Consider the following 24,717-nt stretch of genomic DNA (forward strand, 5'->3'; position numbering starts at 1 on the left):
TGTGCAGACCTGGGGGTTGCGCACGTGTTGGGCCGGGTGTGGGTGCTGAAGTCCCAGGTTTCTGGGGGCGCGGGGGCGTGCTGTGCAGATCTGGGGGTTGCGCACGTGTTGGGCTGGGTGTGGGTGCTGATGTCCCGGGTTTGTGGGGGCGCGGGGGCGCGCTGTGCAGACCTTGGGGTTGCGCACGTGTTGGGCTGGGTGTGGGTGCTGATGTCCCAGGTTTGTGGGGACGCGGGGGCGCGGCGTGCAGATCTGGGGGTTGCGCACGTGCCGCGTTGCGCGCGGATGCTCAATCCGCAGGTCTGGGCGACCGAGCGGACGCGCCCGCCCCCGCCCCGAGTCTGCGGCAGGGGAGGGGCAGAGTCAGGGGAGGGGCAGAGTCAGGGGCAGGCCGGGAGGGAAGCTACCGGATGACGCGCTCCAGGGGCAGGCCGGCCGCGCGCAGGTCGATGTTGCGCGCGATGTCGGCGGCCCGCAGCTCGAAGACCTGGCGGGCGTGGCCCGAGTAGTGGGGCGTGAGCACCGTGTTGGCGAGGGGCGAGAAGCGCTCGACCGACGCGGGAGCGTGGCCGTCCGCGTCCGGCGCTCCCCACCACACGTCGATGCCGGCGCCGGCGATGCGTCCCTCGGCGAGCGCGTCGAAGAGGGCGTCTTCGTCGACGACCCCGCCGCGCGCGACGTTGATGAGCACCAGCTCGGGCTTGGCGGCGGCGAGTTCGGCGGCGCCGATCGTGCCCCGCGTGCGCTCCGAGAGGGGGATGGAGACGACGAGCACGTCGGACGCCGCGACGAAGTCGAGCAGTCGGTCTGGCCCGAGGACCTCTGCGAGGTCGAGCCCGTCGGGACGGGGAGCATCCGGCCGCTGCCGGAGCGCGATGAGGCGCATGCCGAGGGCCTGCGCGAGGCGACCCACCTCGGTGCCGATCTCGCCGACTCCGAGGAGCCCGAGGGTGGTGCCGCGCAGCATCGGGTGGAAGGGGATGCTCGCGTCGTTGCCGATGGTGCGCCACTCGCCCGCGCGCATCTGCGCATCCGCCTGCAGGGCTCGCCTGCGCAGCATGAGCGCCGTCATGACGACGTGCTCGGCGATGGCCGCGCCGTGATGGCCCGTGTTGCAGATCGTCACCCCACTTGGCAGGGCGTCGACGCTCACTCGGTCGGCCCCCGCGCCTGTGACGTGGAGGAGCGCGTCGGGTCGGAGCGACGACGCCTGCTGCGCGGTGAGCACGGAGGCGATGACGATGTCGGCCCCGCGGAGCGAGTTCTCCAGCTCCGCGGGGCCGAGCTCGGCCGCGAAGCTCCATTCGTGCTCCCGCTCGGTGCGGGCGAGGAGCTCCGCGAAGCGGGCGATGATCGGGTCGGTCACGAGGATGCGCATGGCGGTCTCCGGCTCTCTCGAAGGGGCAGCGGGGCTCGCGGCTACCAGCGTGGGCTGGCGACGGTGTAGCCGGGCTCGAAGCGCTGCATGTAGCCGGTGTCGTCGCGCTGCGTGATGCCGCTCGCCAGGAACTGCTCGTGCAGCTTCGCGAGGCCGTCCTCGTCGAGCTCGACGCCGAGGCCGGGGCCGGTGGGCACCCGGACGGCGCCGTTCACGAACGAGAGGTCGTGCGTGACGACGTCCTCGTCTGCCTGCTTCCACGGCCAGTGGGTGTCGCACGCGTAGCTGAGCGAGGGGGTCGCGGAGGCGAGGTGCACCATGGCGGCGAGGCTGATGCCGAGGTGCGAGTTGGAGTGCATGGACAGGCCCCAGTCGAGCGACTCGGCGAGCCCGCCGAGGGTGCGCGAGCGGGTGAGCCCACCCCAGAAGTGGTGGTCGGAGAGCACGATGTCGATCGAGCCCTGCTCGACGGCGGGCTTCACGTCGGCGAAGCTCACGACGCACATGTTGGTGGCGAGCGGCAGCGTCGTGCCGCGGCGAACCTCGGCCATGCCGGCGAGGCCGGGCGTCGGGTCCTCGAGGTACTCGAGCGATGATTCGAGGGCCTTGGCGACGCGCAGTGACGTGTCGACGCTCCAGGCGGCGTTCGGGTCGAGTCGGAGCCCGAGATCGGGGAAGGCGTCGGCGAGGGCGAGGATCGCGGCGATCTCCTGGTCGGGTTCGAAGACGCCGCCCTTGAGCTTGAGGGCCGTGAAGCCGTAGCCGTCCACCAGCTGGCGTGCCTGCTCGACGATGCCCTCGGGGGTGAGGGCTTCGCCGAACTCGTCGTCGCCCGCGCCGGGGTGGCCGGCCCACTTGTAGAACAAGTAGCCGCTGAAGGCGATCTCCGGCCGGAGGGCGCCCCCGAGGAGCGAGCTGACGGGCACTCCGAGGATCTTGCCCTGCAGGTCGAGGGCGGCGACGTCGAAGGGGGAGAGGACGCGGTCGGCGGTGCTCGACCCGGTGACCATGCCGCTCATGCCGTGCCCGCCCTGCGAGGTGTCGGCGACGAGGGCCGCGGCCACCTGGAAGCGCAGCCGGTTGGTGTCGAACACGTTCACGCCGACGATGGCATCCGCGGCGAGGGACAGGCGGTGCAGGTGGGGCGCATCCCCGTAGGTTTCGCCGAGCCCCATGAGCCCGGCTCGTGTCCTGACCTGCACGATCGCGCGCAGCGCGTACGGCTCGTGGACGCCGACCGTGTTCAGCAGTGGCGGGTCCTTGAAGGCGACCGGCGTGATCGTGACGCTCGCGATCTCGTTCCCGGGGTTCCGATCGAAGGGCTGGGGGAGCCCGGTGTCTGCTGCTGAAGCGGCTGCGGTCTGCGTGGTTGTGCTCGACGCGGTCATGTCGTCTCCCTCGGTTCGTCGTTGAACGTCGCGGTCGGTGGTCTCGGATGGGCGCACCCGATTGTGCCTGACGGGCACAATCGGGTGCCCTCAGCTCAGCGTCAGGCGACGGTGGCTGCGACGCGGTCCTGCTCCGTGGGGGAGTCGGCGCGCTTCGCGAGGAGTGCTCTCGTGTCGTCGATGAGTCGCTTCAGCTCGGTGACGTGCTCCGGCTTGGCGTCGATGAGGGGCGCGCGCACGTGGCCGGCGTCGATGCCCGACAGCTTGGTGGCTTCCTTCACGAGCGAGACGGCGTACCCGGGAACCGAGTTCCGGAGGCGGACGAGCGGGTGGTAGAAGCTGCGGTTGAGCTCGGCGAGGCGTTCCTTGTCGCCCGACTCGACCGCGTCGTAGAACGCGAGCGCGATGTCGGGGGCGAACGCGAAGGACGCGGAAGAGTAGAGGGGCACGCCGATGGCCTTGTAGGCCTCCTGCGCGATCTCGGCCGTGGGGAGGCCGTTGAAGAAGAGGAAGTCCTCGCCGCGCGACTGGGCGTCGTCGGTGACGGAGCGCACGATGCGCGACATGAGGTCGATGTCGCCGACGCCGTCCTTGAGGCCGATGACGTTCGAGATGCGCGAGACGGTGACGGCGCTGTGCTCGTCGAAGCGGGCGGTGCTGCGGTGGTAGACGATGACGGGGAGCGTCGTGGCCCCGGCGACCTCCTCGACGTAGGCGACGAGCCCCTCGCTCGGGCCTGCGACGAGGTAGGGCGGGAGGAGGAGGATGCCGTCGGCGCCGACGGCTTCCGCGCTGCGCACCTGCGCCTTGGCGTCGGCGACCGTGCCGCCGGCTCCCGCGAAGACGGGGGTCGCCTTCTTGGTGGTCTTCACGGCGGTGTCGACGACGGTCGTGTACTCGTCGAGGCTCAGGGCGTGGAATTCGCCGGTGCCGCAGGCGATGAAGATGCCGCCGGGCTCATGGGCGAGGCCCTGCTCGAGGTGCTGCGCGAGGGCTGCGACATCGACGGCATCGTCAGCCGTGAAGGGGGTGACCGGGAAGAAGAGGATTCTGTCGAGCACGTCGATCTCCTTAGTTGCGTGACTCCGCGGTGCGTCGTTGCACGGTGCGGCTGTTCCGAGTTGATTGCCCGGCTATCTGCGACGCTATGGTCTTATGGATGCGCAAACAAACTAAAGTGTGGATGAATCAATGTTGGGAGTGAATTGATGTTTACCCTGGTCCAGCTTGAGTGCTTCGTCGCCGTCGCCGAGGAACTGCACTTCGGGGCGGCCGCCGAGCGGCTCCGGATGACGCAGCCGCCCATCAGTCGCCAGATCCAGCAGCTCGAGCGCGAGCTCGACACGCAGCTGTTCGTGCGCACGAGCCGCCGGGTCGCGCTCACGGAAGCGGGGCGCACGCTGCTGCCGAGTGCACGGAAGCTCATCGACCTCTCGGCGAAGGCGGCCGCCGACGTTCGCGCGGTCGGCGAGGGGGCGACGGGCACGCTCACGGTGGGCTACACGGCGGTCGCCGCGCACAGCGTGCTCCCCAAGCTGCTTCGGGCGGCGGCCGAGGAGCTGCCTGGCCTCCAGCTCATCCTGCAGGAGTCGGTGACGGTCGACCAGATGGATGAGCTCGAGCGTGGGACGGTCGACATCGGCCTGCTGCGTCCCATGCGCGACCGGCCAGGCGTGCAGTCGACGACGGTGCTGACGGAGCGTCTGGTGCTGGCCCTCCCGAAGGGCTCGAGGCTCGCGGAGTTCAGTGGCCCCATCTTCCTGAGCGACCTCAACGACGAGGCGCTGCTCATGTACTCGCCGGGCGGCGCGCGCTACTTCCACGACCTGCTGCTCAGCATGTTCGTCGCCTCCTCGAGCCACCCGCGCATCGTGCAGTACGCCGGCCAGGTCCCCGCGCTGCTTGCGCTCGTGAACGCCGGCATCGGCGTGGCCCTCATCCCGGAGTCGGCGACGCAGCTCGCTCCGGACGGGGTCATCTGCCGGCCGGTCGCCGACGGTGACCGCTCTGAGCCCTACAACCGCGTGCATCTCGACATCGCTTGGCGCGAGGATTCCGAGAACCCCCTCGTGAAGGCGGTCGTCGAGCTGATGCAGCGCCACGCGTGAAGCGCCGACTCGAGAGTCGGGCTCTCGCGATCAATGTCGAAGGCGCATCCGATCATGCCGAATTCGCCCTCGATCGAATGGATGCTGCTCTTTAGAGTGGCAATACGGCACCGTGGCCAACGCCACGCGTGACCAGTCAGCGCGGCGATGGAGGCGGAGCTATGAACCAGGTGACGGTCGAGAAGTGGGACGTGATCCCCGTGGCGGGCCACGACAGCATGCTGCTGAATCTCAGCGGAGCCCACGCGCCCCTCTTCACGCGCAACCTCGTGAAGCTCACGGACAGCGACGGGCGCGTCGGCATCGGCGAAGTGCCGGGCGGTGAGAGCATCCGCTCCACGCTCGTGGCCTCGGCGGAGCTCATCGTCGGCAGGCCAGTCGCCGACTACCGGGCGATCCTCCGCAGTATCAATGAGGAATTCGCCTGGCAGGACAGCGCGGGACGCGGCGCGCAGACGTTCGACCTCCGCACCACCGTGCACGTCGTCACCGCCTGGGAGTGCGCGCTGCTCGACCTCCTCGGCCAGCAGCTCGGCCTGCCCATCTCGTCCCTCCTGGGCGAGGGCAGGCAGCGCGAGACGGTCGACGTGCTCGGCTACCTCTTCTTCGTCGGCGACCCCGACGCCACTGGCCTCGACTACCTGCGCGGTGACGACGACAGCGACGCGTGGGGTCGGGTGCGGCGCGAGACGGCGCTCGACAGCGACGGGGTCGTCCGGCTCGCGACGGCAGCGCAGGAGCGCTACGGGTTCCGCGACTTCAAGCTGAAGGGTGGCGTGCTCGAGCCGGCCGTCGAGGCTGGGGTCGTCACCGACCTCGCCGCCGCGTTCCCGGATGCACGCATCACGCTCGACCCGAACGGCTCCTGGCCGCTCGCGGAAGCCCTGCGCCTCGGCCCGGACCTCAAGCGGGTCCTCGCCTACGCCGAGGATCCGGTCGGCGCTGAGAGCGGATACTCGGGCCGTGAGGTCATGGCCGAGTTCCGCCGTGCGACGGGCATGCGGACGGCCACGAACATGATCGCGACCGACTGGCGCGAGCTCGGCCACGCCATCCGCTCGCAGGCCGTCGACATCCCGCTCGCCGACCCGCATTTCTGGACCATGAGCGGATCCGTGCGCGTCGCGCAGCTCTGCGACGAGCTCGGCCTCAAGTGGGGCTCCCACTCCAACAACCACTTCGACGTGAGTCTCGCCATGTTCACGCATGTCGCGGCCGCCGCCCCTGGAACGCCGACGGCGATCGACACGCACTGGATCTGGCAGGACGGGGAGGAGCTCACGACGGCAGCCCCGAAGATCGAGGACGGCGTCATCCGCGTCCCGACGACCCCCGGCCTCGGGGTCACGCTCGACGACGATGCCGTCCGCCGCGCGCACGAGCTCTACCTGAGTCTCGAGAACTCGGCGCGCGACGACGCGTTCGCGATGAAGACCTTCATGCCCGAGTGGGCGTTCCACCCGAAGCGGCCGGCGCTCGTCCGCTCCTAGCGGGCGACGCACGAGCACCCAGAGCAACCAATCCAACACGACGAGGTGTGAGAATGGACCAGCGAATGACGCAACAGCAGCTCCAGGCCGAAGAACTGGCCGAGGCGGCGGGGCGAGCCGAGGCTCTCCAGCCCGATCTGGTGGCGAATGACGACAAGGTCGGGAGGCCCATGCTCCTCTCCGTGCGCGACCTCTGCATCTCCTACGGCATCGGCGGCCGCGCCGTCGACGCGGTCCGCGGTGTCTCCTTCGAGCTGTACGCGGGGGAGGTCCTCGCGGTCGTGGGGGAGTCGGGCTCCGGCAAGAGCACCGTCGCGCACGCGCTCATCAACCTGCTCGCGCCCAACGCGGCGGTGACCTCGGGTGAGATCAAGTTCGACGGTGAGCCCATCCAGGGGTTCAGCGACGCGCAGTGGCGCGGCATCCGCGGTCGCCGCATCGGGCTCGTCCCGCAGGACCCGGCCCTGTCGCTCAACCCGACGACGAAGGTCGGCGCGCAGGTCGCGGAGCCGCTGCTCATCCACGGGCTCGCGAGCCGGAAGGACGCGCACGCCGAGGCGGTGCGCCTGCTCGACATGGCGGGGCTCACCGAGCCCGCCGCCCGCGCGCAGCAGTACCCGCACGAGTTCTCCGGCGGCATGAAGCAGCGCGCGCTCATCGCGACGGCGCTCGCTGGTCAGCCCGAGATGGTCATCGCCGATGAGCCGACGAGCGCGCTCGACGTGACGGTGCAGAAGCAGATCCTCGACCACATCGACTCTCTCGTGCAGGAGCTGGGCACCGCGGTGCTCATGATCACGCACGACCTCGGGGTCGCAGCCGACCGCGCCGACCGCATCATCGTCATGCGCAAGGGGGAGATCGTCGAGACGGGTACCGCTGACGACGTCATGCTCCGCCCGCAGCACGACTACACGAAGAAGCTCCTGCGCGCGGCGCCCAGCCTCCACAGCCACGAGGCGCGCACCGTGCTCGTGACGGACAAGGCGACCGGCAGGGCTGCAGGCGCGGTGACGGAAACGGCCACGAGGGCAGCGAGCGGACAGGCCGCGGATGCGCGTGCCGGCGTTCCCGACATCAGCTCGCCGCTCCTGCGGGTCGAGAACCTCACGAAGGAGTTCGCCCTGCCCGGTGGGCGCGGCGGCAAGAAGAGCCTGACGGCCGTCGACAACATGAGCTTCGACCTGCACCGCGGCGAGACGCTCGCGGTGGTCGGGGAGTCGGGGTCGGGGAAGAGCACGACCGCGCGGCTCGTGCTGCGCCTCGAGAAGCCCACCTCCGGCCGAATCGTCTTCGACGACCAGGACATCACCGACCTCGAGGGGGAGCGCCTGCGGGCGCTGCGCCGCAGGTTCCAGATGGTCTACCAGAGCCCGTACGCCTCGCTCAACCCGCGCTTCTCGATCGAGCAGCTCATCGCGGAGCCGCTCGTCTCGTTCAAGCTCGGCGACTCGAAGTCCCGGGCGAAGCGAGTGCGGGAGCTTCTCGACCAGGTCGCGCTGCCGCAGCTGTTCCTCAATCGCGGGCCCGACGAGCTCTCCGGCGGCCAGCGCCAGCGCGTGGCGATCGCGAGGGCGCTCGCCCTCGAACCTGAGTTCATCGTCCTCGATGAGGCCGTCTCGGCGCTGGATGTCTCGGTGCAGGCGCAGATCCTCGACCTGCTCACCGAGCTCCAGCAGGAGAACGACCTCACCTACCTGTTCATCACGCACGACCTCGCAGTCGTCGCGCAGATCTCCGACCGGGTCGCCGTCATGAAGGACGGGGTGCTCGTCGAGCTCGGGAAGACCGGGGACATCCTCATGAAACCGCAGGAGCCGTACACCCGGAAGCTCATCGACGCCATCCCCGGGCACGGGAGCTCGCACGCCGCATAGGCTCGGCGCCCATGGGCGACGACGGAGACGAGAGCCGCGGAGGCCGTGGCGCTGCGAGGCACGGCGCTCCTGCGCAGTACGGCGACGCTGCGCGGAATTCTGGCGCTGCGCGGGGCGGCGACGGCGGGCGGGGCGGCGACACGCAGGATGGTGGCGCTGCTGCGCAGGACGACGAGCGGTGGCTTGTCGTCAAGGGTCGTCGCTGGCGGCGCACCGACCCGGCCCTGCCCGCGGATGTGGTGGAGCGCCTGAAGTCGCATCTCGGGCGCGGCCGGTCCGGGGTCGGCGCTGCGAAGCGCCGCGGTGACGATGCCGCGGTGGCCGCAGCTCGGACCAGGGTCGGCCTTGCGAAGCACGGGCTCGGGGAGCGCGGACCACGCTGGTGGGACGAGCCGGAGGAGGCGCGCCTGCAGCGCGCCCGGCAGGCGCTCTCGGATCTCGAGGCTCTCGACTCCCTCGACGCGTCCGGAGGCTGATGGCCCGACCGCCACACGATCGACCACCACTGTTTACACGTGGGAAACTGTGTTCACTCGATACTTGGTTCATGAGCACTGAATTCCTGAGCGTCGACGCCGTTACCACCGCCGTACCGCCGTTCCGGGTGACCCCGGACTTCTGGTCCGAGCTGCCCCGGATGCCGCTTGAGCAGTACCCGGGCACCGATGGCTACATCGCGGACGTCTACTCGAACCCCGACGGATCCGCCATGTCGGCGGGCTACTTCGCGTTGAACCACACCGATGCGCCGCTCGACTACTTCTACGACTACGACGAGATGAAGGTCGTGCTCTCCGGCACGTTCCGCCTCGAGAACGTCGACACGGGGCAGGTCTCGTTCGCGGGCCCGCGGGACGCGATCTTCTTCCCGAAGGGATCGCGCATCCTCTTCAGCACCGAGGATTCGGCGCTCGCGTTCTACGTCGGCCACCGCTCCGTCGCGCCCTGACCATGATGGAGGCGACAGCCGTGGAACCGGTGGCGGGCGCTGAAGCGGTCACGACCGAGGTCGCCCCGGGGGTGAGTTTGGCCGCGACGAGCTCGGCTCGCTGGCGGCGGCTGCTGGCCGCGGGGAGCAGCAGGGACGCGGATCCCGACCTCGGTGAGGACGCTCGCGCCCGCCGCATCACGTTCCTCGTCGACAAGGCGGGTGACGCTCGTGCTCGTGCTCGTGCTCGTGCTGGTGCTGGTGCTCGTGCTGATCCCGCCGCCGACCGCCATCCCGAGAGCGATGCTGACGGCGACGCGGACACCGGAACTCGCCGTGCGGGAGATCTCGACGACGCTTCTCGTTCCATTGCCGGCATCGTCGTCGTGCTCGGCGATGTGGCCTCGCCCGCATCCCGAGCACGGATTGATGCCGGGCTCGCACGAGCCAGGACCGGGTGGCGATTCCGCGTCGGTGGCGACGAGGCCGCTGTCGGTGCGCTGCGGGCGATCCTGCATGAGGCGGGTGTCCTCGATGAGGAGATCGAGTTCGTGCTGGCACCTCCCGGACAGAGCGACGCGCAGGTGACGGTGTACTGCGGTCACTGCCACGCGAAGACGCGTACGACGGCGCCGCACGCACGTGGTCCGGCGAATTCGGCGCAGCCGTCCGAGCCGTCCGAGCTGGTGTCCTGCGGGGGATGCGGCATCGCGCTCACGGTGTACCACCACTATTCGCGTCGCCAGGGTGCCTACCTGGGGTACTTCGCCGGCGCCGAGCAGGAGCCAGCCGAGCAGGGGCGCACCGAGCAGGACCCCGGCCAGCAGATTCCTGCAGGGCAGGGCCCAGCCGAGCACCCCTCGGCTGGTCGACGCCCCGTCACGCGTGAGCGCTCAGAACTGGCCCTCGCGTGAGCGGCGCCGTCCTCGACCTGGTCGTCGCTGGAATCAGCGAGCTCTGCGTCGGCGTCCGGGCCATCGAGCTGCGGGACCCGGCGGGCCGCGTGCTGCCGTCATTCGTGCCGGGGAGCAGCATCGCGGTGCAGCTCGGCGACGGATCGCGCAATTCCTACTCGCTGACCGGCCCCGGTCGCCGCCCCGACCACTACTCCGTCTCGGTCCGGCTCGACGACCGCGGGCGGGGCGGGTCGCAGTGGATGCACGATCGCGGGATCGGCGACCCCGTCACAGTCAGCGTGCCCTCGAGTGCGTTCCCGCCCGTGCTGTCCGCCCGCCATCACCTGCTCGTCGCGGGCGGCATCGGTGTCACGCCGATCCTGTCCCACGCGAGGGCGGCGGCCGAGTGGGGTCGCTCCTTCGAAGTGGTCTACGCGTTCGGCGCCGGCGGGGGTGCACACCGTGAGGAGCTGGAGCGCCTCAGCGGCGGGCGTCTCACCGTGTGCGGCAGCAGAACCGCGTTGAGCGGGCACCTCGAGGAGGCGCTCCTCGAGCAGCCCCTCGGCGCCCACCTCTACGTGTGCGGGCCGGTGGCCATGATCGACGCTGTCCGCGACGCGGCGCTCTCCGCCGGGTGGCCAGCGGCGCGCGTTCATGCTGAGGCCTTCACCGCTCCAGAACTCGAGCCAGGCGAGGCCTTCGACGCGCGGCTCCTGGGCCTCGGTCGGACGATCCGCGTCGAGTCGGGCACGACGCTCCTCGACGCCCTGCTCGCCGAGAACGTTCCGGTGCCGAACCTCTGCAGGCAGGGTGTCTGCGGGGAGTGTCGCGTCGGCGTCCGACCGGCGCGCGGCGCGGAGACGGCCGGCATCGAGCACCGCGACAGCTTCCTCACCGAAGAGGAGAAGGGCCGCGGCGACTGCCTCATGCCGTGCGTCTCCCGCCCGAGAGGCCAGATCCTGGAGCTTGAACTGTGACCGCATTCGCCGCCCGCGAGGTCGACCCTTCGGTCGCCGTCGCCGGATTCCCCTTCCCGTTCCCCAAGGAGACCTACCGATACAGCACGAACGTGGAGCCCGCCTCGGTGCCCCGCGCGACGCCGGTCGGATCTTGGGGTGAGCATCCGGTCGACATCGACCACGCCTACCGCGGCGAGCTCGCTGAGCGGGCCCGCATCCTCAGCGCCGACCCCTCGCGACTGCAGTGCCTGCCGCACATGGTGCCCGCCGCGTGGGATGCGATGTTCGTGCTCATGGAGCGGCTCTCCGAGGCCTACCCAGAGCACATGAGCCTCACGCGTGAGGGTGGGGGCTGGCACTGGCACAACGGACTCCTCGGCATTGACCGCTGCTTCGCCGTCGGTGAGTCCTCCTCGATACCGGAGGGACCCTTGGGGTTCATCGGCCAGCAGATGCAGGAGGACGTCGTGCTCCTCGACCAGCGCGACGATGAGCTCTGGGCCGATGCCGGGCTCGTGACGTTCGCCGCGGACTGGTCGTTCGGCTTCGATGTGGGCATGTCGTTCCTCGAGATCCACGGGCCGGTGCCTCGCGTACACGACGAGGGGATCATCCCGCGGGCCCAGGCGTTTCTCATGCGGCTCGAGCCTGGTCAGAGCTACCGGCGCACGAACTGGACCCTGACCGTGGATGGGAAGCTGGACACCTCGACGGAGACGTACCCCGAGTGGGGGCCGGATAGGACCTCGCTCGTCGATGGGCCGCTCGCTGACGTCGGCACGCGACTCCACCTGCGAACCGAGGTGCAGCACCTCATCCGTTTGCCCGAGTCGAACGCCATCATGTTCCTGATCCGCAGCTACCTGCTGCCGTTCGCGGCGCTCGCGACGGTGCCGGAGTGGGCGAAGCGGACGGCGGATGTGCTCGAGGAGCTTCCGGAGGACATGGCCGAGTACAAGGGCGTCAGCCGCACACGCGAGGTGGGCATCCGCTGGCTGCGGGAGTTCGGCGGAGCCTGCGATGGCGAGGCCGCAGGGGCTGCCTAGCTGCCTAGCTGCGTTGCCAATTGCTGACTGCCGGTGCCGGTCACCCGGCGCTCGTGGCTCGGTGCCTCGCATCCGCACGCGGGTGGGGTCGAGGTGCTGTGTAGCCTGTCGTCATGGCTGATGCTGACCAGGTCCCGTCCGAGCTCGCCGACGCGACTGAGCCGCCAGCGCCCACCCAGCAGGAGCGCGCCGAGGCGACGCTCCGGTCGATCATGTCCGGCGGCGACCTGACCGCCGAGACCATGAAGCTCTCGAACGAGTTCACCGACCGCCACGTGTCACGCTTGAAGGCGTTCTTCCGGCGCTCGCCCTAGCAGGTGTGGGCTGGTCGCCGGAGGCGAGGCACGATCACGGTCGAGCAGCGTTCCCCGGCGAGCAGCGCTCTCAGACCTCAGACGAGCAAGTAGACAGCACCGGCGACCGTGAGCACGAGCACGATGCGGTCGAACACCTTCTGGCTCAGGCGGGGTGCGAGCCAGCGCCCGAGGAAGGCCCCGCCGATGAGGAGTGGGACGAGGAGCAGGTCGAGTGCGAGGGTGCCCGGAGTGATGAGCCCGAGGCCGATCGAGAACGGCAGCTTCGCGATGTTGACGATCGCGAAGAACCAGGCGGCCGTCCCCAGGAAGGCCTTGACGGGGAACTTCGCGGCGAGGAAGTACATCGCCATGACCGGGCCGCCGGCGTTGGCGACCATGGTCGTGAACCCGCCGAGCGAGCCGTACCCCGCGCGGGCGATCTTCGCGGCTCGATCGCTCGGCGTCTCCGGGGTGCGGTAGCGGCGCCACACGGTGATCGTGACGAGGATGAGCAGGATGATGCCGATGACCCGGCGAACCCAGCTGTCGTCGGCGAACGCGAGGAACGCGGCACCGGCGAGAAGGCCAACGGCGACGGCCGGGATGAGCTTGACGAGCGTCGGCCAGTCAGCATGGCGGCGGTACGTCCACAGGGCGAACATGTCGCCGACGATGAGGAGCACAAGCAGCGCCCCGGTCGACTGCTTGGCGGGGAGGACCGCGGCGAAGGTCGCGACGGAGAGCGTCGTGACTCCCGGCAGGGCGGTCTTCGAGACGCCGACGGCGAACGCGGCGACGGCGAGCAGCACCCAGGCGTACGTGGGGAGTTGGGGGAGCAGCTCGAGCATCAGAAAAGTCTAGGCCCGAACTCGGTTTTGTCCTGTCGTGACGACAACGGAGCGCTCGGCACCTGCCGGTCGGTGTCTCTTGGCCCGCGCCTGTCGCCACCCGCCTGTGACCTGCGTCCGTCGCCCCTGTGCCCGTTCGCGGTCGCTCCGCCGTCACCCCTGGGTGCGTCGCTGAGCATCGGATCCTGAGCGCCGGATCCCCGATCGCTTGATCCCCGAGCGCCGGATCCCCGAGGCTCGGATTCCCGAGGCTCGGACCCGGGCACCCTAGCCGAGTTGGGGCGTTGTCTCCTCGCCGGCGAGCTCTCGCGGCCAGGGCGGGTTGGCGCCCGCACGCGCCACGGTGACTGCCGCGCTGCGTGCGGCGGTCGCGAGAGCCGCATCCGCCCACGAATCTTCATCGAGGCCTTCGACGAGCGCGTCGCGGACGGTCGCGGCGGAAACGGCGTGCAGGAGTCCGGACATGAAGGCATCGCCAGCGCCGACGGTGTCGACGACGCGGACGGGCGGAGCCTCGACGGTGAGCTCACGCCGTGACGTGCGCGCGAGTGCGCCCTCACCGCCGCGGGTCATGACGGCGAGGCGCGCTCCGAGCGTCGTGAAGCGCCGCAGCACCTCGGAGGGGGAGACGCCCGGGTACAGCCACTCGGCGTCTTCGTCGCTCAGCTTCACGACGTGGCTGAGCGAGGCGAGGGCTTCGACGCGCTCGAGCACCGTCTCGCGGTCGCCCATGATGGCCGCGCGCACGTTCGGGTCGTAGCTCGTGAGGACGCTTCCGCGCGCTCTTGCCTCGGCGAAGGACGCACGGACGACGGCACCGCCGGGGTCGACGACCGCGCCGATCGATCCGGTGTGGAGCACGTCGACGCCATCGAGGTGCGGCGTCGGCAGCGAGAAGTCGAGGTCGAACTCGTAGCTGGCGCTGCCGTGCGCGTCGAGGGTGGCCCTCGCAGTTGAGGTGCGCTCGCCGTCGAGTGCTCCGTCGACAAGCGCGACGCCGGACTCCTCGAGGTGTGCGAGCACGAGGCGCCCGTGCTGGTCATCGGCGAGGCGCGCGGCGAGCTGGGAGGGGTGGCCGAGACGCGCGAGTCCCACGGCGACGTTCATGGGGGAACCGCCCGGCAGGGCGCGCCCGTCCGGGGAGTCGGCGTCTCCAGGTAGGAGGTCGACGAGTGCCTCACCCAGCACGAGGGTGCTCGCGAGGTGACCAGCGGAGTCGTGGCTCTCGGACCTGTCGTGGCGCTTGGACCTGGGTGCTGCGTGGTCGGTGGATGGTTCCCGCTGGTTCATGAGATCGCCTCCGGTGCGATGTCGCGACCGCTCAGCCACATGAGCAGGTCGATGGCTGTTCCCCTGACGGCCGGCCCGTGGCCGAGTGTCAGCGATCGGTCTGGTGTGGCACCCGCGTCGATCGCGACGAGCATGCGGTTGGCGGCGAGCTCCCGGCCGCCGCCCATGGCGACGGGCGTCTTGCGCTGGTGAGAGATCGCCTCGAGCACCGCCGAGCGCGGGTACGTGTGGGTGATGCCGAGGGGCCTGCGGATGTCCTCGCCGTGCACGAACGCTTCCACGTAGCGAGTTGCGGCCGGTGTCGGCGCGCTCGACGTGCGGCCGGCGGCGGCTCGGAAGCGCTCGAGCGTGTCGCGCGGATGCTCCTGCCGCTCGGCCTCCATGCCGCGCTGGTTGAGGGCGTCGAAGTCGAAGCGCGCCGACGCGAGCTGCGTGACGAAGCTGAACGGCGTCGTCTTCGCGTCGTTCACCAGGTGCGCGAGCACGTCATGCACCGTCCACCCCGTGCAGAGGGAGGGGGTCGCCCAGGCGCTCTCGTCGAGCTGCTCGAGGTCCGCGATGAGCGCCTCGCGCTCCGCGTGCACGACGCTCCAGGGCGCTCCCGATCGACTCACGTGCACGACGCTACCGCCTCGGCGAGCTCTCGGCGAGCCGCAGGCGCGGCTGGGAAGTCAACCCCGCGCGGCGCAGAGGCGCCGGTCCGTAGCCTCGGGGCGAACCCAGGGATCTCCGGGCGCCCGCTCGAGGCAGGCGTCCGTTCTCCCGCGAAGAGAGGAATCCTCATGCGCGCACTCACCTGGCAGTCGACCGGCAAGGTCACCGTCGAGACGGTCCCGAAGCCCCTGATCCAAGAGACGGGGGACGCGATCATCCGCGTCACCTCGGCCGCGATCTGCGGCTCCGACCTGCACCTGTACAGCGTCTTCGGGCCGTTCCTCGCGAAGGGCGACATCCTCGGCCACGAGACGATGGGCATCGTCGAGGAGGTCGGCGACGGGGTGACGAAGCTCAGCGTCGGCGACCGGGTGGTCGTGCCGTTCGTGATCGCCTGCGGCGACTGCGTCGCCTGTCATTCCGGCCTCTCCACGCAGTGCGAGGTGACCCAGAACACCGATCAGGGCACCGGTGCCGAGCTGTACGGCTACACGGAGCTCTACGGGTCGGTGCCAGGCGGGCAGGCGGAGTACCTGCGCGTGCGCCTGGCCGACAACAACGCCATCAAGGTCGGCCACGAGCTGTCCGACGAGCGGTACCTGTTCCTCAGCGACATCCTCCCCACGGCCTGGCAGGGCGTCCAATACGCGAACGTCCCGGCGGGCGGAACCCTCGCTGTCCTCGGGCTCGGACCGGTCGGCCAGTTCGCGGCACGCATCGGGAAGCACCTCGGCTACCGGGTGCTGGGCGTCGACCCGGTGCCCGAGCGTCGCGCGCTCGCGGAGCGCTACGGGGTCGAGGTCTTCGACTACGACTCGCAGACCGCGGAGTCCCTCCGCGCGGCAACCGAGGGGCGAGGCCCCGATTCAGTCGTGGATGCGGTTGGGTTGGAGGCGCACGGTGCCGGTGACGGCAGCGGGATCGCGGAGATCGCGCAGAAGGGCGCGGGGCTCCTCCCGGATGCGCTCGCCAAGAAGGTCATCGAGACGGTCGGCGTCGACCGTCTGTCCGCCGTCATGCTGGCCATCGACGCGGTGCGCCGCGGCGGGACGGTCTCGCTCAGTGGGGTGTACGCGGGAACGGCCGACCCGATGCCGCTCATGACGATGTTCGACAAGCAGCTGACGCTGCGCATGGGCCAGTGCAACGTGCAGCGGTGGATCCCCGAGCTGCTTCCACTCGTCGAGGACCGCAGCGATCCGCTCGGCACCGAGGACCTCGTCACGCACCGTATGCCGCTCGAGGACGCGCCCCGCATGTACGAGGTGTTCCAGAAGAAGGCGGATGGGTGCATCAAGGTCGTCCTGAAGCCGCGCGGCTGACGTACGACGGTGAACCCGTGCGGCTGACGCATGACGGTGAACCCGTGCGGCTGACGCACGTCGGCTGATGCAGCGAGGCTGACGCACCGCGGCGGGCGGATGAGGGGCTGGCAGATCACGGGCTGGTGGATCACGGGCTGGCAGAGATCACGGGCTGCCAGTCGCTGCGCGTCTCGCAAGGCCGACCAGGCGTCCCGTGCGGGCGCCTGGTCGGCGCACGGAAGATCTCCCTCGCGCGCTGCAGCGCTTGATCTGTCAGCGAGCAACGTGGCTGGCGAGGTTCTCGAGGGCCTGGGTCCAGCCATCGTAGACGTTGTCATCACCCGGCTCGCCCGCGATGCCTCGCACGTGCAGCGCGAGCTCGGTCTCGTCGCCGCTCGCGGTGAAGTCGACGGTCACGACGGGGGACTCGGCGGGGTCGTCGTCGGGGGAGGCCCACGTGAAGGCGAGCCGGTCGGGTTCCGAGACGAGGAGATAGGTGCCTGCCGTCGGATACTCCGCACCGTCCTCGTCGTTCACCATCGTGTACCGGTAGGTGCCGCCCTCGCGCACGTCGACGGCGATGGAGTCCCGCGGCGTCGAGACCCCGGCCGGGTGATGCCAGAGGGTGAGCTCGTCTGGGTCGGTCCACGCGCGCCAAACGCGCTCGCGGGGAGCCCCGACGCTGCTGTGCAGGGTGAATTCGGGTTGGGCGACGGCTTCCGGACTGGTCATGGCGTCTCTCCTCTGCGTCTGTCGACTCGAGGGCAGCTGCAGATTCGTCAGCGTGCGAGCCGAGCTGGCAGCAGGCTAGGCTCCACGGTTTGGAGTCGCCTCAGAGCGTCCAGAGCGTCCAGAGCGTCCAGAGCGTCCAGAGCGTCCAGAGCGCCTCAGCGCGTCCGGAGCGTCCAGCACGTCCGGGCCGGTCGATGCGTCCGGAGCGTCCGGTCAGAAGAGCGGCCAGGGAGCGGCGGGCATGTCGCCTTCCGGGGCGGGGAACTCGCCGTCCTGGACCAGGCGGTCGATGCGGGCTGCGAGCTCGTGGAGCTCGATGTCGGACAGCAGCTCGGCCAGCCGCGCCCCGAGCCCGGAGTCGCGTTTGTCGTCGAGTGCGGCCCGGAGCTTCCGGATGCTTGCCAGCTCATCGCTCGTGAACGCCTCGCCGACCCACCCCCAGAGCACGGTGCGCAGTTTCGGTTCGGCGTGGAAGGAGAGGCCGTGGTCGACACCGTAGCGGTGGCCGTCTGCCATGGCGAGGACGTGTCCGCCCTTGCGGTCCGCGTTGTTCACGATGGCGTCGAAGATCGCCATGTGGCGCATGGTCTGGGAGTCCTCGTGCACGAGGACGACCTCGCGACCGGTCTCGTCCTCGCCCGTGAGCACGGTCCGCCATCCGGTGTCGGGCACCTCGGAGGCGTCGACGAGGTCGACGGCATCCTGAGCCTCATCGATGTCCTGCCACAGCTGCAGCATGCCTGGCCCGAACTGGCCGTCGCCGAGCCAGGTGCGGGGCACGATGTTCCAGCCGAGGCTCTCGGAGACGAGGTAGGCGGCGACCTCTCGCTTGGCGAGGTCGTTGTTCGGGAAGTCCCACAGCGGGCGCTCGCCCTGTGAGGGCTTGTAGACGACTTCGACGGGTTCCTCGCCGGGCGCTGTGTAGTTCCCGACGAAGGAGGCGTTGGAGGCGCCCATCAGCCTCGCGGTGAGCTCGAGGGTCGGCCCGGACGGTGTCGTCTCAACCGACGAGGTCCCGTCGTCGGGCGTGTCATCGTGCGCCACGTCAGTGTTCGGTTCTGGGTCGGTCACAGGCCGTCGTCGGCCGGGCAGTCGTGGCCTTCGGGGTCCTTGGGGAGGCCGCAGCGCGGGCAGAGCGACCGGCCGGCGCCCACGATCTCGAGGGTGCGCTTCGCGAAGGCCCGCGCTGAGCCGACGGGGATGCGCACGCGCAGCAGCTCTTCCGGCTCGACGGCTTCGACGAGCTCGTCGAGGCCCGCCATGCGGGCGAGCTCGGCCTCGAGGGCCTCGGTGTCCGCATCGGCGTCGATCTCCAGTTCGACCTCGACCACGGGAATGACCTCGAGGATGACCTGCGCGGTCGCTGGCTCCCAGCCGAGGCCGATGGTTCCCACGCGGAAGCGACCATCGACGGGCGTGTCGAGCGGTTCCTCGTCGATGAGCTCGATGGGGGTCGAGCTGGGGACGCTGTAGCGGTTCCCGTCTTCGAGCATCAGCTGGTCGAGGATCTCGTCGACCTTCTCGGCGAGCAGCGCCGACTGCTCCTTCTCGAGGATGACGCTGATGACGCGGGCGCCGTCGCGGGCCTGCAGGTAGAAGGTGCGCTCGCCGGGCTTGCCGAGCGTGCCGACGATGAATCGGTCCGGCCAGTCGAATTCGTGCACGAGGGTCGTCATGGTCTCAAGCCTATGCTCAGGACGCTCTGCCCGCGCCGCCGCCGACGGTCGCGTCGCCCGTGTGGGACCCGCCATCCGGGGAAGTCTGGGCCGGGACGAGCCAGGTGAGGTCGCCAGCGTCGGAGTTGATGATGGGGACGCTCGGGCGCGCCTTGCCGTAACTGATGATCGAGGTGGAGGCGGGGCCGACCGCGAGGCGCTGGAACAGGTCGAGGTGCATGCCGAGGGCGTCGGCGAGGATCGACTTGATGATGTCGCCGTGGCTCACTGCGACCCACACGGCGCCGGGTCCGAACTCGCGCTCGACCTCCGCGTCGTGGCGGCGCACGGCAGCGACTGCCCGAGACTGCATGGTGGCCATCGATTCCCCGTCGGGGAAGGTGACGGCGGAGGGCTGCGTCTGGACGCTCGCCCACAGCTCCTCCTTGGCGAGGTCGGCGAGCTTCCGGTTCTGCCAGGCGCCGTAGCCGCACTCGGTGAGGTCGTCGTCCACGAGGTCGAGGGCCGGCTCCAGATGCGCATCCGTGAACGGTGCGGTCGGCTGCTGCGCGCGAATGGCTGCAGCGGTCTCGAGGCAGCGCTCGAGGGGGCTCGTGACGAGTCGCGCCAGGGGCACGGCGGCGAGGCGAGCCCCGGTCGCTGCGGCCTGTGTGCGGCCGGTCTCGTCGAGGAGGACTCCGGGGGTGCGCCCCGCGAGCAGCCCGCTCGCGTTCGCTGTGGTGCGTCCGTGTCGGACGAGGATGACGGTGGCCATGCGGCACAGCCTAGGACCTACGCGGCGACGGGAGCCGTGCGGGCGTCCAGGTCTGAGCCGCGCGCTTCGGGAGGGTCCTGCTTCGGGAGGGAGCCGTGTCCGGAGGCTCCTGCGTCCGGGGGGTCAGTCGTCGTGAGGGTCCCTCGTCCGGACACGCCTCTGCCCGACCCGACTAGACCAACCCAACCCGACTCGACCCGACGCCGCCCGAGCCCACCCGTGCGCCGCCTCGACCGTCACCGTTCCGTGAGCTGACCGCCCTCGACGTGCCAGGCCCGGTTGAGCTGCACGGTCTCGAGCATCCGCCGGTCGTGCGTGACGAGGAGGAGGGTGCCCTCGTAGCTCTCGAGGGCCTGCTCGAGCTGCTCGATGGCGACGAGGTCGAGGTGGTTGGTCGGCTCGTCGAGCACCAGCAGGTTGACGCCCCGGGCTTGGAGGAGCGCGAGCCCCGCCCGGGTTCGTTCGCCGGGGGAGAGTTCGTCGGCGCGGCGTCCGACATGGTCGGCCTTGAGGCCGAACTTGGCGAGCAGGGTGCGCACCTCGGCGGTTGGCCAGTCGGGCACCTGGGCTTCGAACTGCTCCGCGATCGGTGCTGGCCCGGTGAGGGCTGCCCTTGCCTGGTCGATCTCACCGAGGGCGACACTGGAGCCGAGGCTCGCGGTTCCCGAGTCCGGCTGGATGTGCCCGAGCAGCAGGCGGAGGAGGGTTGATTTCCCCGCGCCGTTCGGGCCGGTGATGCCGATGCGGTCACCGGCGTCGACCTGCACGGAGACGGGCCCGAACGTGAAGCTCCCGAGGTGCAGCTCGGCGCGAGAGAGCGTCGAGACCACGGAGCTGGAACGCGGAGCCGTGCCGATCGTGAACTGCAGCTGCCATTCCTTGCGCGGCTCCTCGACCTCATCGAGGCGCGCGATCCGGCTCTCCATCTGGCGCACCTTCTGCGCCTGCTTCTCGCTCGACTCCGTGGCCGCTTTCCGCCGGATCTTGTCGTTGTCCGGTGCCTTGCGCATGGCGTTGCGCACGCCCTGGCTCGACCATTCGCGCTGCGTCCTGGCTCGCCCGACGAGGTCCGCCTTCTTATCTGCGAACTCTTCGTACTCTTCCCGCGCGTGGCGCTTCGCGGTTGCCCGCTCCTCGAGGAACGCCTCGTACCCGCCGCCGTACACGTGGTTGCTGTGCTGGGCGAGGTCGAGTTCCAGCACGCGGGTGACGCTCCTGGCGAGGAACTCGCGGTCGTGGCTCACGAGGACGACGCCACCGCGGAGGCCTTGGATGAACGCCTCGAGCCGTTCGAGCCCGTCGAGGTCGAGGTCGTTGGTCGGCTCGTCGAGGAGCACGATGTCGAAACGGGAGAGCAGGAGTGCGGCGAGGCCGACTCTCGCGGCCTGCCCGCCGGACAGGGAGGTCATGAGGGCGTCGGCGCTCAGCTCGAGCCCGAGCTCGGCGAGGACAACCGGGAGGCGCTCTTCGAGGTCAGCGGCTCCGCTCGCGAGCCAGCGCTCGAGGGCGACGGCGTACACTTCGCCGGGGTCCGGGGCGCCTGGTTTCGCCTCCTCGGCGAGGGCCTCGGCTGCCGCATCCATCTCAGCGGTGGCTTCGGTGGTGCCGGTTCGGCGGCCGACGTACTGGGCTACGGTCTCTCCGGACACGCGCTCGTGCTCCTGGGGGAGCCAGCCGATGAAGGCATCGGCCGGCGCGAGCGACACGCTGCCCTCCATGGGCTCGTCGATGCCGGCGAGGAGGCGAAGCAGCGTCGACTTGCCCGCTCCGTTCGCGCCCACGACGCCGACCACGTCGCCGGGGGCGACGACGAGGTCGAGGGACGAGAAGAGCGTGCGGTGGTCGTGGCCACCCGCGAGGTCCTTGGCGACGAGGGTTGCGGTCATTGCTCTATGTTCGCGCACTCTGGGAGCCCCTGCGGACGGCTCGCGGGCTCGAGCACCTCCGCCGCATTTGGCGGCGACCCCTTGACCGGGTGCGTGGCCGGGCCGACACTGAACTCGCAGTTGACGAACCCCCGCTGGCTGCGTTGCCGTTTGTTTCCGGATGCGTCCGGCTCGCGGGCCGTGCAGAACGTTCGGGAGAGGACAGCCAGTGGCAGAGACGCCGTCGAACCTGCCGCAGGAGCCTTCGAGTGGAGGGCCACCGAAGCCGCCTCGTACCCTGGGCCGTGCAGCTTCACGCTCACCGAAGCGAATCGTCGCGTTCGTCGTGACGGGGGCGCTCGCGGTCGCCGCGGTTCTCATCGGTGCCGAGGTGCTGCGGGTGAGCGGCGACACCATCGAGCAGGGGGACCTTGCTGCGTTCTACGTGCAGCCGGACGGGGACGTCCCCACAGAGCCAGGGACGCTGGTGCGCAGCGAGCAGCTGCTCGGGACCCCGATCGGCTCGCAGGCTTGGCGCATCCTGTACTCGTCGACCGACCTCGATGGGGCTCCGGTGCTCGTGTCCGGGGTCGTCATCGTCCCGGACGGCAAGGCCCCTGCAGACGGGCGCACGGTGCTCGCGTGGGGCCATCCGACGACCGGCACGGATCCATCGTGTGCGCCGTCTCGGGCCTTCGATCCGTTCATCGGCATCGAGGGGATGCGCCTCATGCTCGACCGCGGCTACGCGGTCGTCGCGACCGACTACCTCGGCATGGGGGTCACCACTGCGGAGGGCGTGCAGGCGGGGAAGGACTCCTATCTCGTGGGGGAGACGGCGGCGCGCAGCATGCTCGACTCGGTGCGAGCTGCTCAACAGATCGACCCAGTGGAGGCAGGCGACGACGTCGTGCTCTGGGGGCACTCGCAGGGCGGTCAGGCTGCGCTCTTCGCGGCACAGGAGGCGCCGAGCTACGCCCCGGAGCTCACGATCGCCGCGGTGGCCGTCGCGGCACCCGCCGCTGACCTCACGAAGCTCATGGGGTCGCACCTGGACGATATCTCCGGGGTCACGATCGGCTCGTACGCGTTCCCGGCGTTCGCCGAGGTGTATGCGAGTGTGCCGGGCGCAGATTTGTCGAGCATCCTCACTCCGGCCGCAATCGAGAAGGTTCCGCAGATGAACTCGCTGTGCCTGATGAGCAGCCTCACCGAGCTGCACGACATCGGGCAGCCGCTCATCGGCGAGTTCACGCTGCACGACCCCACTACGGCGGAGCCGTGGGCAACTCTCCTGCGCGACAACTCTGCCGGGGGCAAGGGAATCGATGCGCCTCTCTTCGTCGCGCAGGGAAGCGCCGACGAGCTTGTGCTCCCGGCCGACACGGCTGCGTTCGTCGCCCACGAGGAATCGATCGGGATCGAAGTGCACGCTGTGACGGTGCCCGGAGCAAGCCACGGAACTATCGCCTACGAGTCACTCCCCGAGCTCGAGCGCTGGCTCGAGCAGAATGTGCCCACCAACGGAGGTCCCTGATGCCCGAGTTCCCACGCCCCGCATCTGTCGGTCTTGCGCTCGCCGCGACGATCGGGCTAGCTGTCGCCGTGAGCGGATGCTCGACGCAATCCCCAGCGACGCCTTCTCGGGCCGTCGCCACGTTCCAGGTGGTCGACCAGAGCTACAAGGTCGAGCTTCCGACTCCTGGCCTCGTCGAGCACGCTCAGAAGCTCCTCGAAGGGGAGGACGTGCCGGCGATTCCTGTGGGGACGATCGTGCGCGACGACGCGTCTGTGAACGAACCGTGGACGTGGCACATCGACCCGACAACGCTCGAGTTCGCGGACTTCACGACGGAGGTGTGCGACGGCCTCCCCGAGTACGTCGAGGACGGAACGCTCACGAGCGACGTGTACTGCCCGTGGTCCGCGAAGATCACCGAGATCGAGGTGCTCGAGTAGCGGCCATCAGGGGGGGGGCGGCACGCCCAGATGGCGGCGCCCCCGGGTGGGTGGCGGTGTTTCGAGCGGTGTTGACTGACTGACTTGCCGGGCGGATTGACTCGCCGGGCGGATTGGCCGGCCTCGTCTGATGGGCCTGCCGTTGCTGTCGCGGCGCATGTCCGGTTGCGCGGATCCGGGGCAAGTCCACGTCTCGCGTGCACGGGGTTCGGAGCCTCGAGTGCTTCCCTGGGATGAGTGGGGCGGCAGTCAGTCGCCCGCGAGGATCCGAGCGCAGTGAGGCGGCGAAGATCATGGGAGTCACCAACATCGAAGAAGGAGTTCCCGAGGGCGAGGAGCGGTGGCGAGACGAAGGCGGCTCCGGTGAGAGCACGCACTTCCACGCGCACGGCTGGCGTCCCGACCCCGTGGTGCCGAACTCGGTGCCGTCAGCGGCGGCCGCGCCTGACGGAGCGGCACCGCCCGCCTCGGTACCGACCGGATCGGACGATCAGGCCCGCTAGCAGCTCAGAACCACTCGCTGACAGCGAGACTCGAGAGCGCGCAGGAGGAGACGTGTCCGAGATTGCGTCCGGCACGACGCTGAGCGGGGCAGCCCCGACTGGAGCGCCCGGGATGACGCAGCCGCATCGGGCAGTCCAGCCGGGTGCGCCGACTTTGCGGCCGGGCCGCTAGCCGGACGCGCCCGAAAGCCGGACGCGCCCGAAAGCCGGACGCGCCCGAAATCCGGATGCACCCGAAATCCGGACGCACCTGAAATCCGGACGCACCTGAAATCCGGGTGCACCCGCTGCCCGGGTGCGCCCGCTTGCGGCTGGGCGCGCCATCCGGACGCACCGCTGTGCAGATAGGCCCGCTCTCCGGATGCACCCACTGTGCAGATAAGCGCGCTCTCCGGATGCACGCACTGTGCAGATGTGCCCGCTTTGCAGCTGGGCAGGTCATCTGGCTGGGTCTGCTATCCGGCAGTGCGGGCGTTGGCAGCAGCGCGGCGTCCGGTCCGGCGGCGCCGGGGACGTGCCGCCGCGACGTCCGATTGGTCGTGCTCGACGGGGAAGAGAGCCTCGGAGAGAGCCTCTTGGGCTTCGTCGAGGGTCCCATAGTCGCCGATGCTCTGGCCCTGGGGGCCCTGGAGGGTGTGCAGGCCGGTGTCTGCGATCGTGATGAAGCCAGCGAACTCGTCGCTGATGGTTGCCGCGTACACGTCGTCGTCGGCTTGTCGCCAAGAGACTCGAGGTGCGGGCAGGGTGAATGGTATTGCGAGTGTGA

At 70.0% G+C, this 24,717-nt stretch carries 24 protein-coding genes and 1 pseudogene; 13 read left to right on the top strand and 12 right to left on the bottom strand.

Annotation, left to right across the window (positions count from 1 at the left end; genetic code table 11):
* Positions 1 to 403: 403 nt before the first annotated feature.
* The 3 genes from ITJ67_RS10020 to ITJ67_RS10030 all read right to left on the bottom strand — a co-directional run bounded on the left by ITJ67_RS10020 (position 404) and on the right by ITJ67_RS10030 (position 3,827).
* The gene (locus tag ITJ67_RS10020) at positions 404 to 1,378 is read right to left on the bottom strand and encodes a 2-hydroxyacid dehydrogenase (protein ID WP_194677510.1); all 975 of its coding nucleotides are present in this window, start codon (positions 1,376 to 1,378) and stop codon (positions 404 to 406) included.
* 41 nt (positions 1,379 to 1,419) lie between these two features.
* Positions 1,420 to 2,766: an enolase C-terminal domain-like protein gene (locus tag ITJ67_RS10025; protein ID WP_160074415.1), complete on the bottom strand. Its 1,347-nt coding sequence runs from the start codon at positions 2,764 to 2,766 to the stop codon at positions 1,420 to 1,422.
* Between the two features lie 101 nt (positions 2,767 to 2,867).
* Complete coding sequence (locus tag ITJ67_RS10030) at positions 2,868 to 3,827, bottom strand: 5-dehydro-4-deoxyglucarate dehydratase (RefSeq protein ID WP_104240987.1); 960 nt, start codon at positions 3,825 to 3,827, stop codon at positions 2,868 to 2,870.
* Between the two features lie 147 nt (positions 3,828 to 3,974).
* On the opposite strand from ITJ67_RS10030, the gene ITJ67_RS10035 reads away from it, so the two are divergent.
* The 9 genes and pseudogenes from ITJ67_RS10035 (at position 3,975) to ITJ67_RS10075 (ending at position 12,384) form a co-directional block, all read left to right on the top strand.
* Positions 3,975 to 4,874, top strand: coding sequence for a LysR family transcriptional regulator (locus ITJ67_RS10035; RefSeq protein ID WP_104240988.1), 900 nt, complete (start codon positions 3,975 to 3,977; stop codon positions 4,872 to 4,874).
* A gap of 161 nt (positions 4,875 to 5,035) precedes the next feature.
* A complete protein-coding gene (locus ITJ67_RS10040) occupies positions 5,036 to 6,364 on the top strand; it encodes an enolase C-terminal domain-like protein (RefSeq protein ID WP_194677511.1) in 1,329 nt (442 codons plus the stop codon).
* A 65-nt stretch (positions 6,365 to 6,429) separates the two neighbouring features.
* Positions 6,430 to 8,241, top strand: coding sequence for a dipeptide ABC transporter ATP-binding protein (locus ITJ67_RS10045; RefSeq protein WP_228502560.1), 1,812 nt, complete (start codon positions 6,430 to 6,432; stop codon positions 8,239 to 8,241).
* Positions 8,242 to 8,399: 158 nt separating this feature from the next.
* Positions 8,400 to 8,717, top strand: a pseudogene (locus tag ITJ67_RS10050) (biopolymer transporter Tol); the annotation flags it as partial.
* Positions 8,718 to 8,788: 71 nt separating this feature from the next.
* Entirely contained in the window at positions 8,789 to 9,190 is a 402-nt protein-coding gene (locus ITJ67_RS10055; RefSeq protein WP_104240990.1) for a cupin domain-containing protein, read from the top strand.
* Between the two features lie 20 nt (positions 9,191 to 9,210).
* Positions 9,211 to 10,083, top strand: a complete 873-nt coding sequence (locus ITJ67_RS10060) for a dimethylamine monooxygenase subunit DmmA family protein (protein WP_194677512.1) — start codon at positions 9,211 to 9,213, stop codon at positions 10,081 to 10,083.
* The gene (locus tag ITJ67_RS10065; protein ID WP_194677513.1) at positions 10,080 to 11,042 is read left to right on the top strand and encodes a PDR/VanB family oxidoreductase; all 963 of its coding nucleotides are present in this window, start codon (positions 10,080 to 10,082) and stop codon (positions 11,040 to 11,042) included. Before ITJ67_RS10060 ends, ITJ67_RS10065 begins: the two co-directional genes overlap by 4 nt.
* Positions 11,039 to 12,070, top strand: a complete 1,032-nt coding sequence (locus ITJ67_RS10070; protein WP_160074407.1) for a heme-dependent oxidative N-demethylase family protein — start codon at positions 11,039 to 11,041, stop codon at positions 12,068 to 12,070. Before ITJ67_RS10065 ends, ITJ67_RS10070 begins: the two co-directional genes overlap by 4 nt.
* 113 nt (positions 12,071 to 12,183) lie before the next feature.
* On the top strand, positions 12,184 to 12,384 hold the full coding sequence (locus ITJ67_RS10075) for a hypothetical protein (RefSeq protein WP_160074405.1): 201 nt from the start codon (positions 12,184 to 12,186) through the stop codon (positions 12,382 to 12,384).
* A 77-nt stretch (positions 12,385 to 12,461) separates the two neighbouring features.
* On the opposite strand, the gene ITJ67_RS10080 is transcribed toward ITJ67_RS10075, so the two are convergent.
* From ITJ67_RS10080 to ITJ67_RS10090, 3 genes are all read right to left on the bottom strand, one after another.
* Positions 12,462 to 13,214, bottom strand: a complete 753-nt coding sequence (locus tag ITJ67_RS10080; protein WP_194677514.1) for a sulfite exporter TauE/SafE family protein — start codon at positions 13,212 to 13,214, stop codon at positions 12,462 to 12,464.
* A gap of 267 nt (positions 13,215 to 13,481) precedes the next feature.
* Positions 13,482 to 14,504 carry a carbohydrate kinase family protein gene (locus ITJ67_RS10085; protein ID WP_194677515.1) on the bottom strand — a complete coding sequence of 341 codons (1,023 nt, stop codon included), beginning with the start codon at positions 14,502 to 14,504 and terminating at the stop codon, positions 13,482 to 13,484.
* Positions 14,501 to 15,118, bottom strand: coding sequence for a maleylpyruvate isomerase family mycothiol-dependent enzyme (locus ITJ67_RS10090; protein ID WP_160074399.1), 618 nt, complete (start codon positions 15,116 to 15,118; stop codon positions 14,501 to 14,503). Before ITJ67_RS10090 ends, ITJ67_RS10085 begins: the two co-directional genes overlap by 4 nt.
* 168 nt (positions 15,119 to 15,286) lie before the next feature.
* Between ITJ67_RS10090 and ITJ67_RS10095 the strand changes: the two genes are divergently transcribed.
* A complete protein-coding gene (locus ITJ67_RS10095; RefSeq protein ID WP_160074397.1) occupies positions 15,287 to 16,480 on the top strand; it encodes a zinc-dependent alcohol dehydrogenase in 1,194 nt (397 codons plus the stop codon).
* 255 nt (positions 16,481 to 16,735) lie between these two features.
* Here ITJ67_RS10095 and ITJ67_RS10100 read toward each other — a convergent pair whose 3' ends face one another.
* The 5 genes from ITJ67_RS10100 to ITJ67_RS10120 form a co-directional block, all read right to left on the bottom strand.
* Positions 16,736 to 17,194, bottom strand: a complete 459-nt coding sequence (locus tag ITJ67_RS10100; RefSeq protein WP_194677516.1) for an SRPBCC family protein — start codon at positions 17,192 to 17,194, stop codon at positions 16,736 to 16,738.
* Positions 17,195 to 17,407: 213 nt separating this feature from the next.
* Positions 17,408 to 18,151 (bottom strand): SCO1664 family protein, encoded by a 744-nt coding sequence (locus ITJ67_RS10105; RefSeq protein WP_194677542.1) that lies wholly within the window; start codon positions 18,149 to 18,151, stop codon positions 17,408 to 17,410.
* A gap of 110 nt (positions 18,152 to 18,261) precedes the next feature.
* Entirely contained in the window at positions 18,262 to 18,870 is a 609-nt protein-coding gene (locus ITJ67_RS10110; RefSeq protein WP_104241000.1) for a DUF3090 domain-containing protein, read from the bottom strand.
* Positions 18,871 to 18,886: 16 nt separating this feature from the next.
* On the bottom strand, positions 18,887 to 19,624 hold the full coding sequence (locus ITJ67_RS10115) for an MSMEG_4193 family putative phosphomutase (protein ID WP_160074393.1): 738 nt from the start codon (positions 19,622 to 19,624) through the stop codon (positions 18,887 to 18,889).
* 236 nt (positions 19,625 to 19,860) lie between these two features.
* Entirely contained in the window at positions 19,861 to 21,510 is a 1,650-nt protein-coding gene (locus ITJ67_RS10120) for an ABC-F family ATP-binding cassette domain-containing protein (protein WP_194677517.1), read from the bottom strand.
* Between the two features lie 208 nt (positions 21,511 to 21,718).
* On the opposite strand from ITJ67_RS10120, the gene ITJ67_RS10125 reads away from it, so the two are divergent.
* From ITJ67_RS10125 to ITJ67_RS10135, 3 genes are all read left to right on the top strand, one after another.
* Positions 21,719 to 23,026 carry an alpha/beta fold hydrolase gene (locus ITJ67_RS10125; RefSeq protein ID WP_323741443.1) on the top strand — a complete coding sequence of 436 codons (1,308 nt, stop codon included), beginning with the start codon at positions 21,719 to 21,721 and terminating at the stop codon, positions 23,024 to 23,026.
* Positions 23,026 to 23,448 (top strand): hypothetical protein, encoded by a 423-nt coding sequence (locus tag ITJ67_RS10130; RefSeq protein ID WP_194677518.1) that lies wholly within the window; start codon positions 23,026 to 23,028, stop codon positions 23,446 to 23,448. Before ITJ67_RS10125 ends, ITJ67_RS10130 begins: the two co-directional genes overlap by 1 nt.
* Before the next feature lie 293 nt (positions 23,449 to 23,741).
* Complete coding sequence (locus ITJ67_RS10135; protein WP_160074427.1) at positions 23,742 to 23,951, top strand: hypothetical protein; 210 nt, start codon at positions 23,742 to 23,744, stop codon at positions 23,949 to 23,951.
* 455 nt (positions 23,952 to 24,406) lie between these two features.
* Here ITJ67_RS10135 and ITJ67_RS10140 read toward each other — a convergent pair whose 3' ends face one another.
* Positions 24,407 to 24,652, bottom strand: coding sequence for a hypothetical protein (locus ITJ67_RS10140; protein WP_160074429.1), 246 nt, complete (start codon positions 24,650 to 24,652; stop codon positions 24,407 to 24,409).
* Between the last annotated feature and the right edge of the window lie 65 nt (positions 24,653 to 24,717).

The sequence above is a fragment of the Pseudoclavibacter sp. VKM Ac-2867 genome, from assembly GCF_015351275.1.
GTDB lineage: Bacteria > Actinomycetota > Actinomycetes > Actinomycetales > Microbacteriaceae > Pseudoclavibacter.

Excerpts from the sequence above, each read along its gene's own strand:
- ITJ67_RS10100 (WP_194677516.1), bottom strand. The coding sequence starts at position 17,194 with ATGACCAGTCCGGAAGCCGTCGCCCAACCCGAATTCACCCTGCACAGC.
- ITJ67_RS10055 (WP_104240990.1), top strand. The coding sequence starts at position 8,789 with ATGAGCACTGAATTCCTGAGCGTCGACGCCGTTACCACCGCCGTACCG.
- ITJ67_RS10025 (WP_160074415.1), bottom strand. The coding sequence starts at position 2,766 with ATGACCGCGTCGAGCACAACCACGCAGACCGCAGCCGCTTCAGCAGCA.
- ITJ67_RS10085 (WP_194677515.1), bottom strand. The coding sequence starts at position 14,504 with ATGAACCAGCGGGAACCATCCACCGACCACGCAGCACCCAGGTCCAAG.
- ITJ67_RS10115 (WP_160074393.1), bottom strand. The coding sequence starts at position 19,624 with ATGGCCACCGTCATCCTCGTCCGACACGGACGCACCACAGCGAACGCG.
- ITJ67_RS10110 (WP_104241000.1), bottom strand. The coding sequence starts at position 18,870 with ATGACGACCCTCGTGCACGAATTCGACTGGCCGGACCGATTCATCGTC.
- ITJ67_RS10040 (WP_194677511.1), top strand. The coding sequence starts at position 5,036 with ATGAACCAGGTGACGGTCGAGAAGTGGGACGTGATCCCCGTGGCGGGC.
- ITJ67_RS10035 (WP_104240988.1), top strand. The coding sequence starts at position 3,975 with ATGTTTACCCTGGTCCAGCTTGAGTGCTTCGTCGCCGTCGCCGAGGAA.
- ITJ67_RS10075 (WP_160074405.1), top strand. The coding sequence starts at position 12,184 with ATGGCTGATGCTGACCAGGTCCCGTCCGAGCTCGCCGACGCGACTGAG.
- ITJ67_RS10080 (WP_194677514.1), bottom strand. The coding sequence starts at position 13,214 with ATGCTCGAGCTGCTCCCCCAACTCCCCACGTACGCCTGGGTGCTGCTC.
- ITJ67_RS10020 (WP_194677510.1), bottom strand. The coding sequence starts at position 1,378 with ATGCGCATCCTCGTGACCGACCCGATCATCGCCCGCTTCGCGGAGCTC.
- ITJ67_RS10095 (WP_160074397.1), top strand. The coding sequence starts at position 15,287 with ATGCGCGCACTCACCTGGCAGTCGACCGGCAAGGTCACCGTCGAGACG.
- ITJ67_RS10120 (WP_194677517.1), bottom strand. The coding sequence starts at position 21,510 with ATGACCGCAACCCTCGTCGCCAAGGACCTCGCGGGTGGCCACGACCAC.
- ITJ67_RS10045 (WP_228502560.1), top strand. The coding sequence starts at position 6,430 with ATGACGCAACAGCAGCTCCAGGCCGAAGAACTGGCCGAGGCGGCGGGG.
- ITJ67_RS10135 (WP_160074427.1), top strand. The coding sequence starts at position 23,742 with ATGGGAGTCACCAACATCGAAGAAGGAGTTCCCGAGGGCGAGGAGCGG.
- ITJ67_RS10105 (WP_194677542.1), bottom strand. The coding sequence starts at position 18,151 with ATGGGCGCCTCCAACGCCTCCTTCGTCGGGAACTACACAGCGCCCGGC.
- ITJ67_RS10130 (WP_194677518.1), top strand. The coding sequence starts at position 23,026 with ATGCCCGAGTTCCCACGCCCCGCATCTGTCGGTCTTGCGCTCGCCGCG.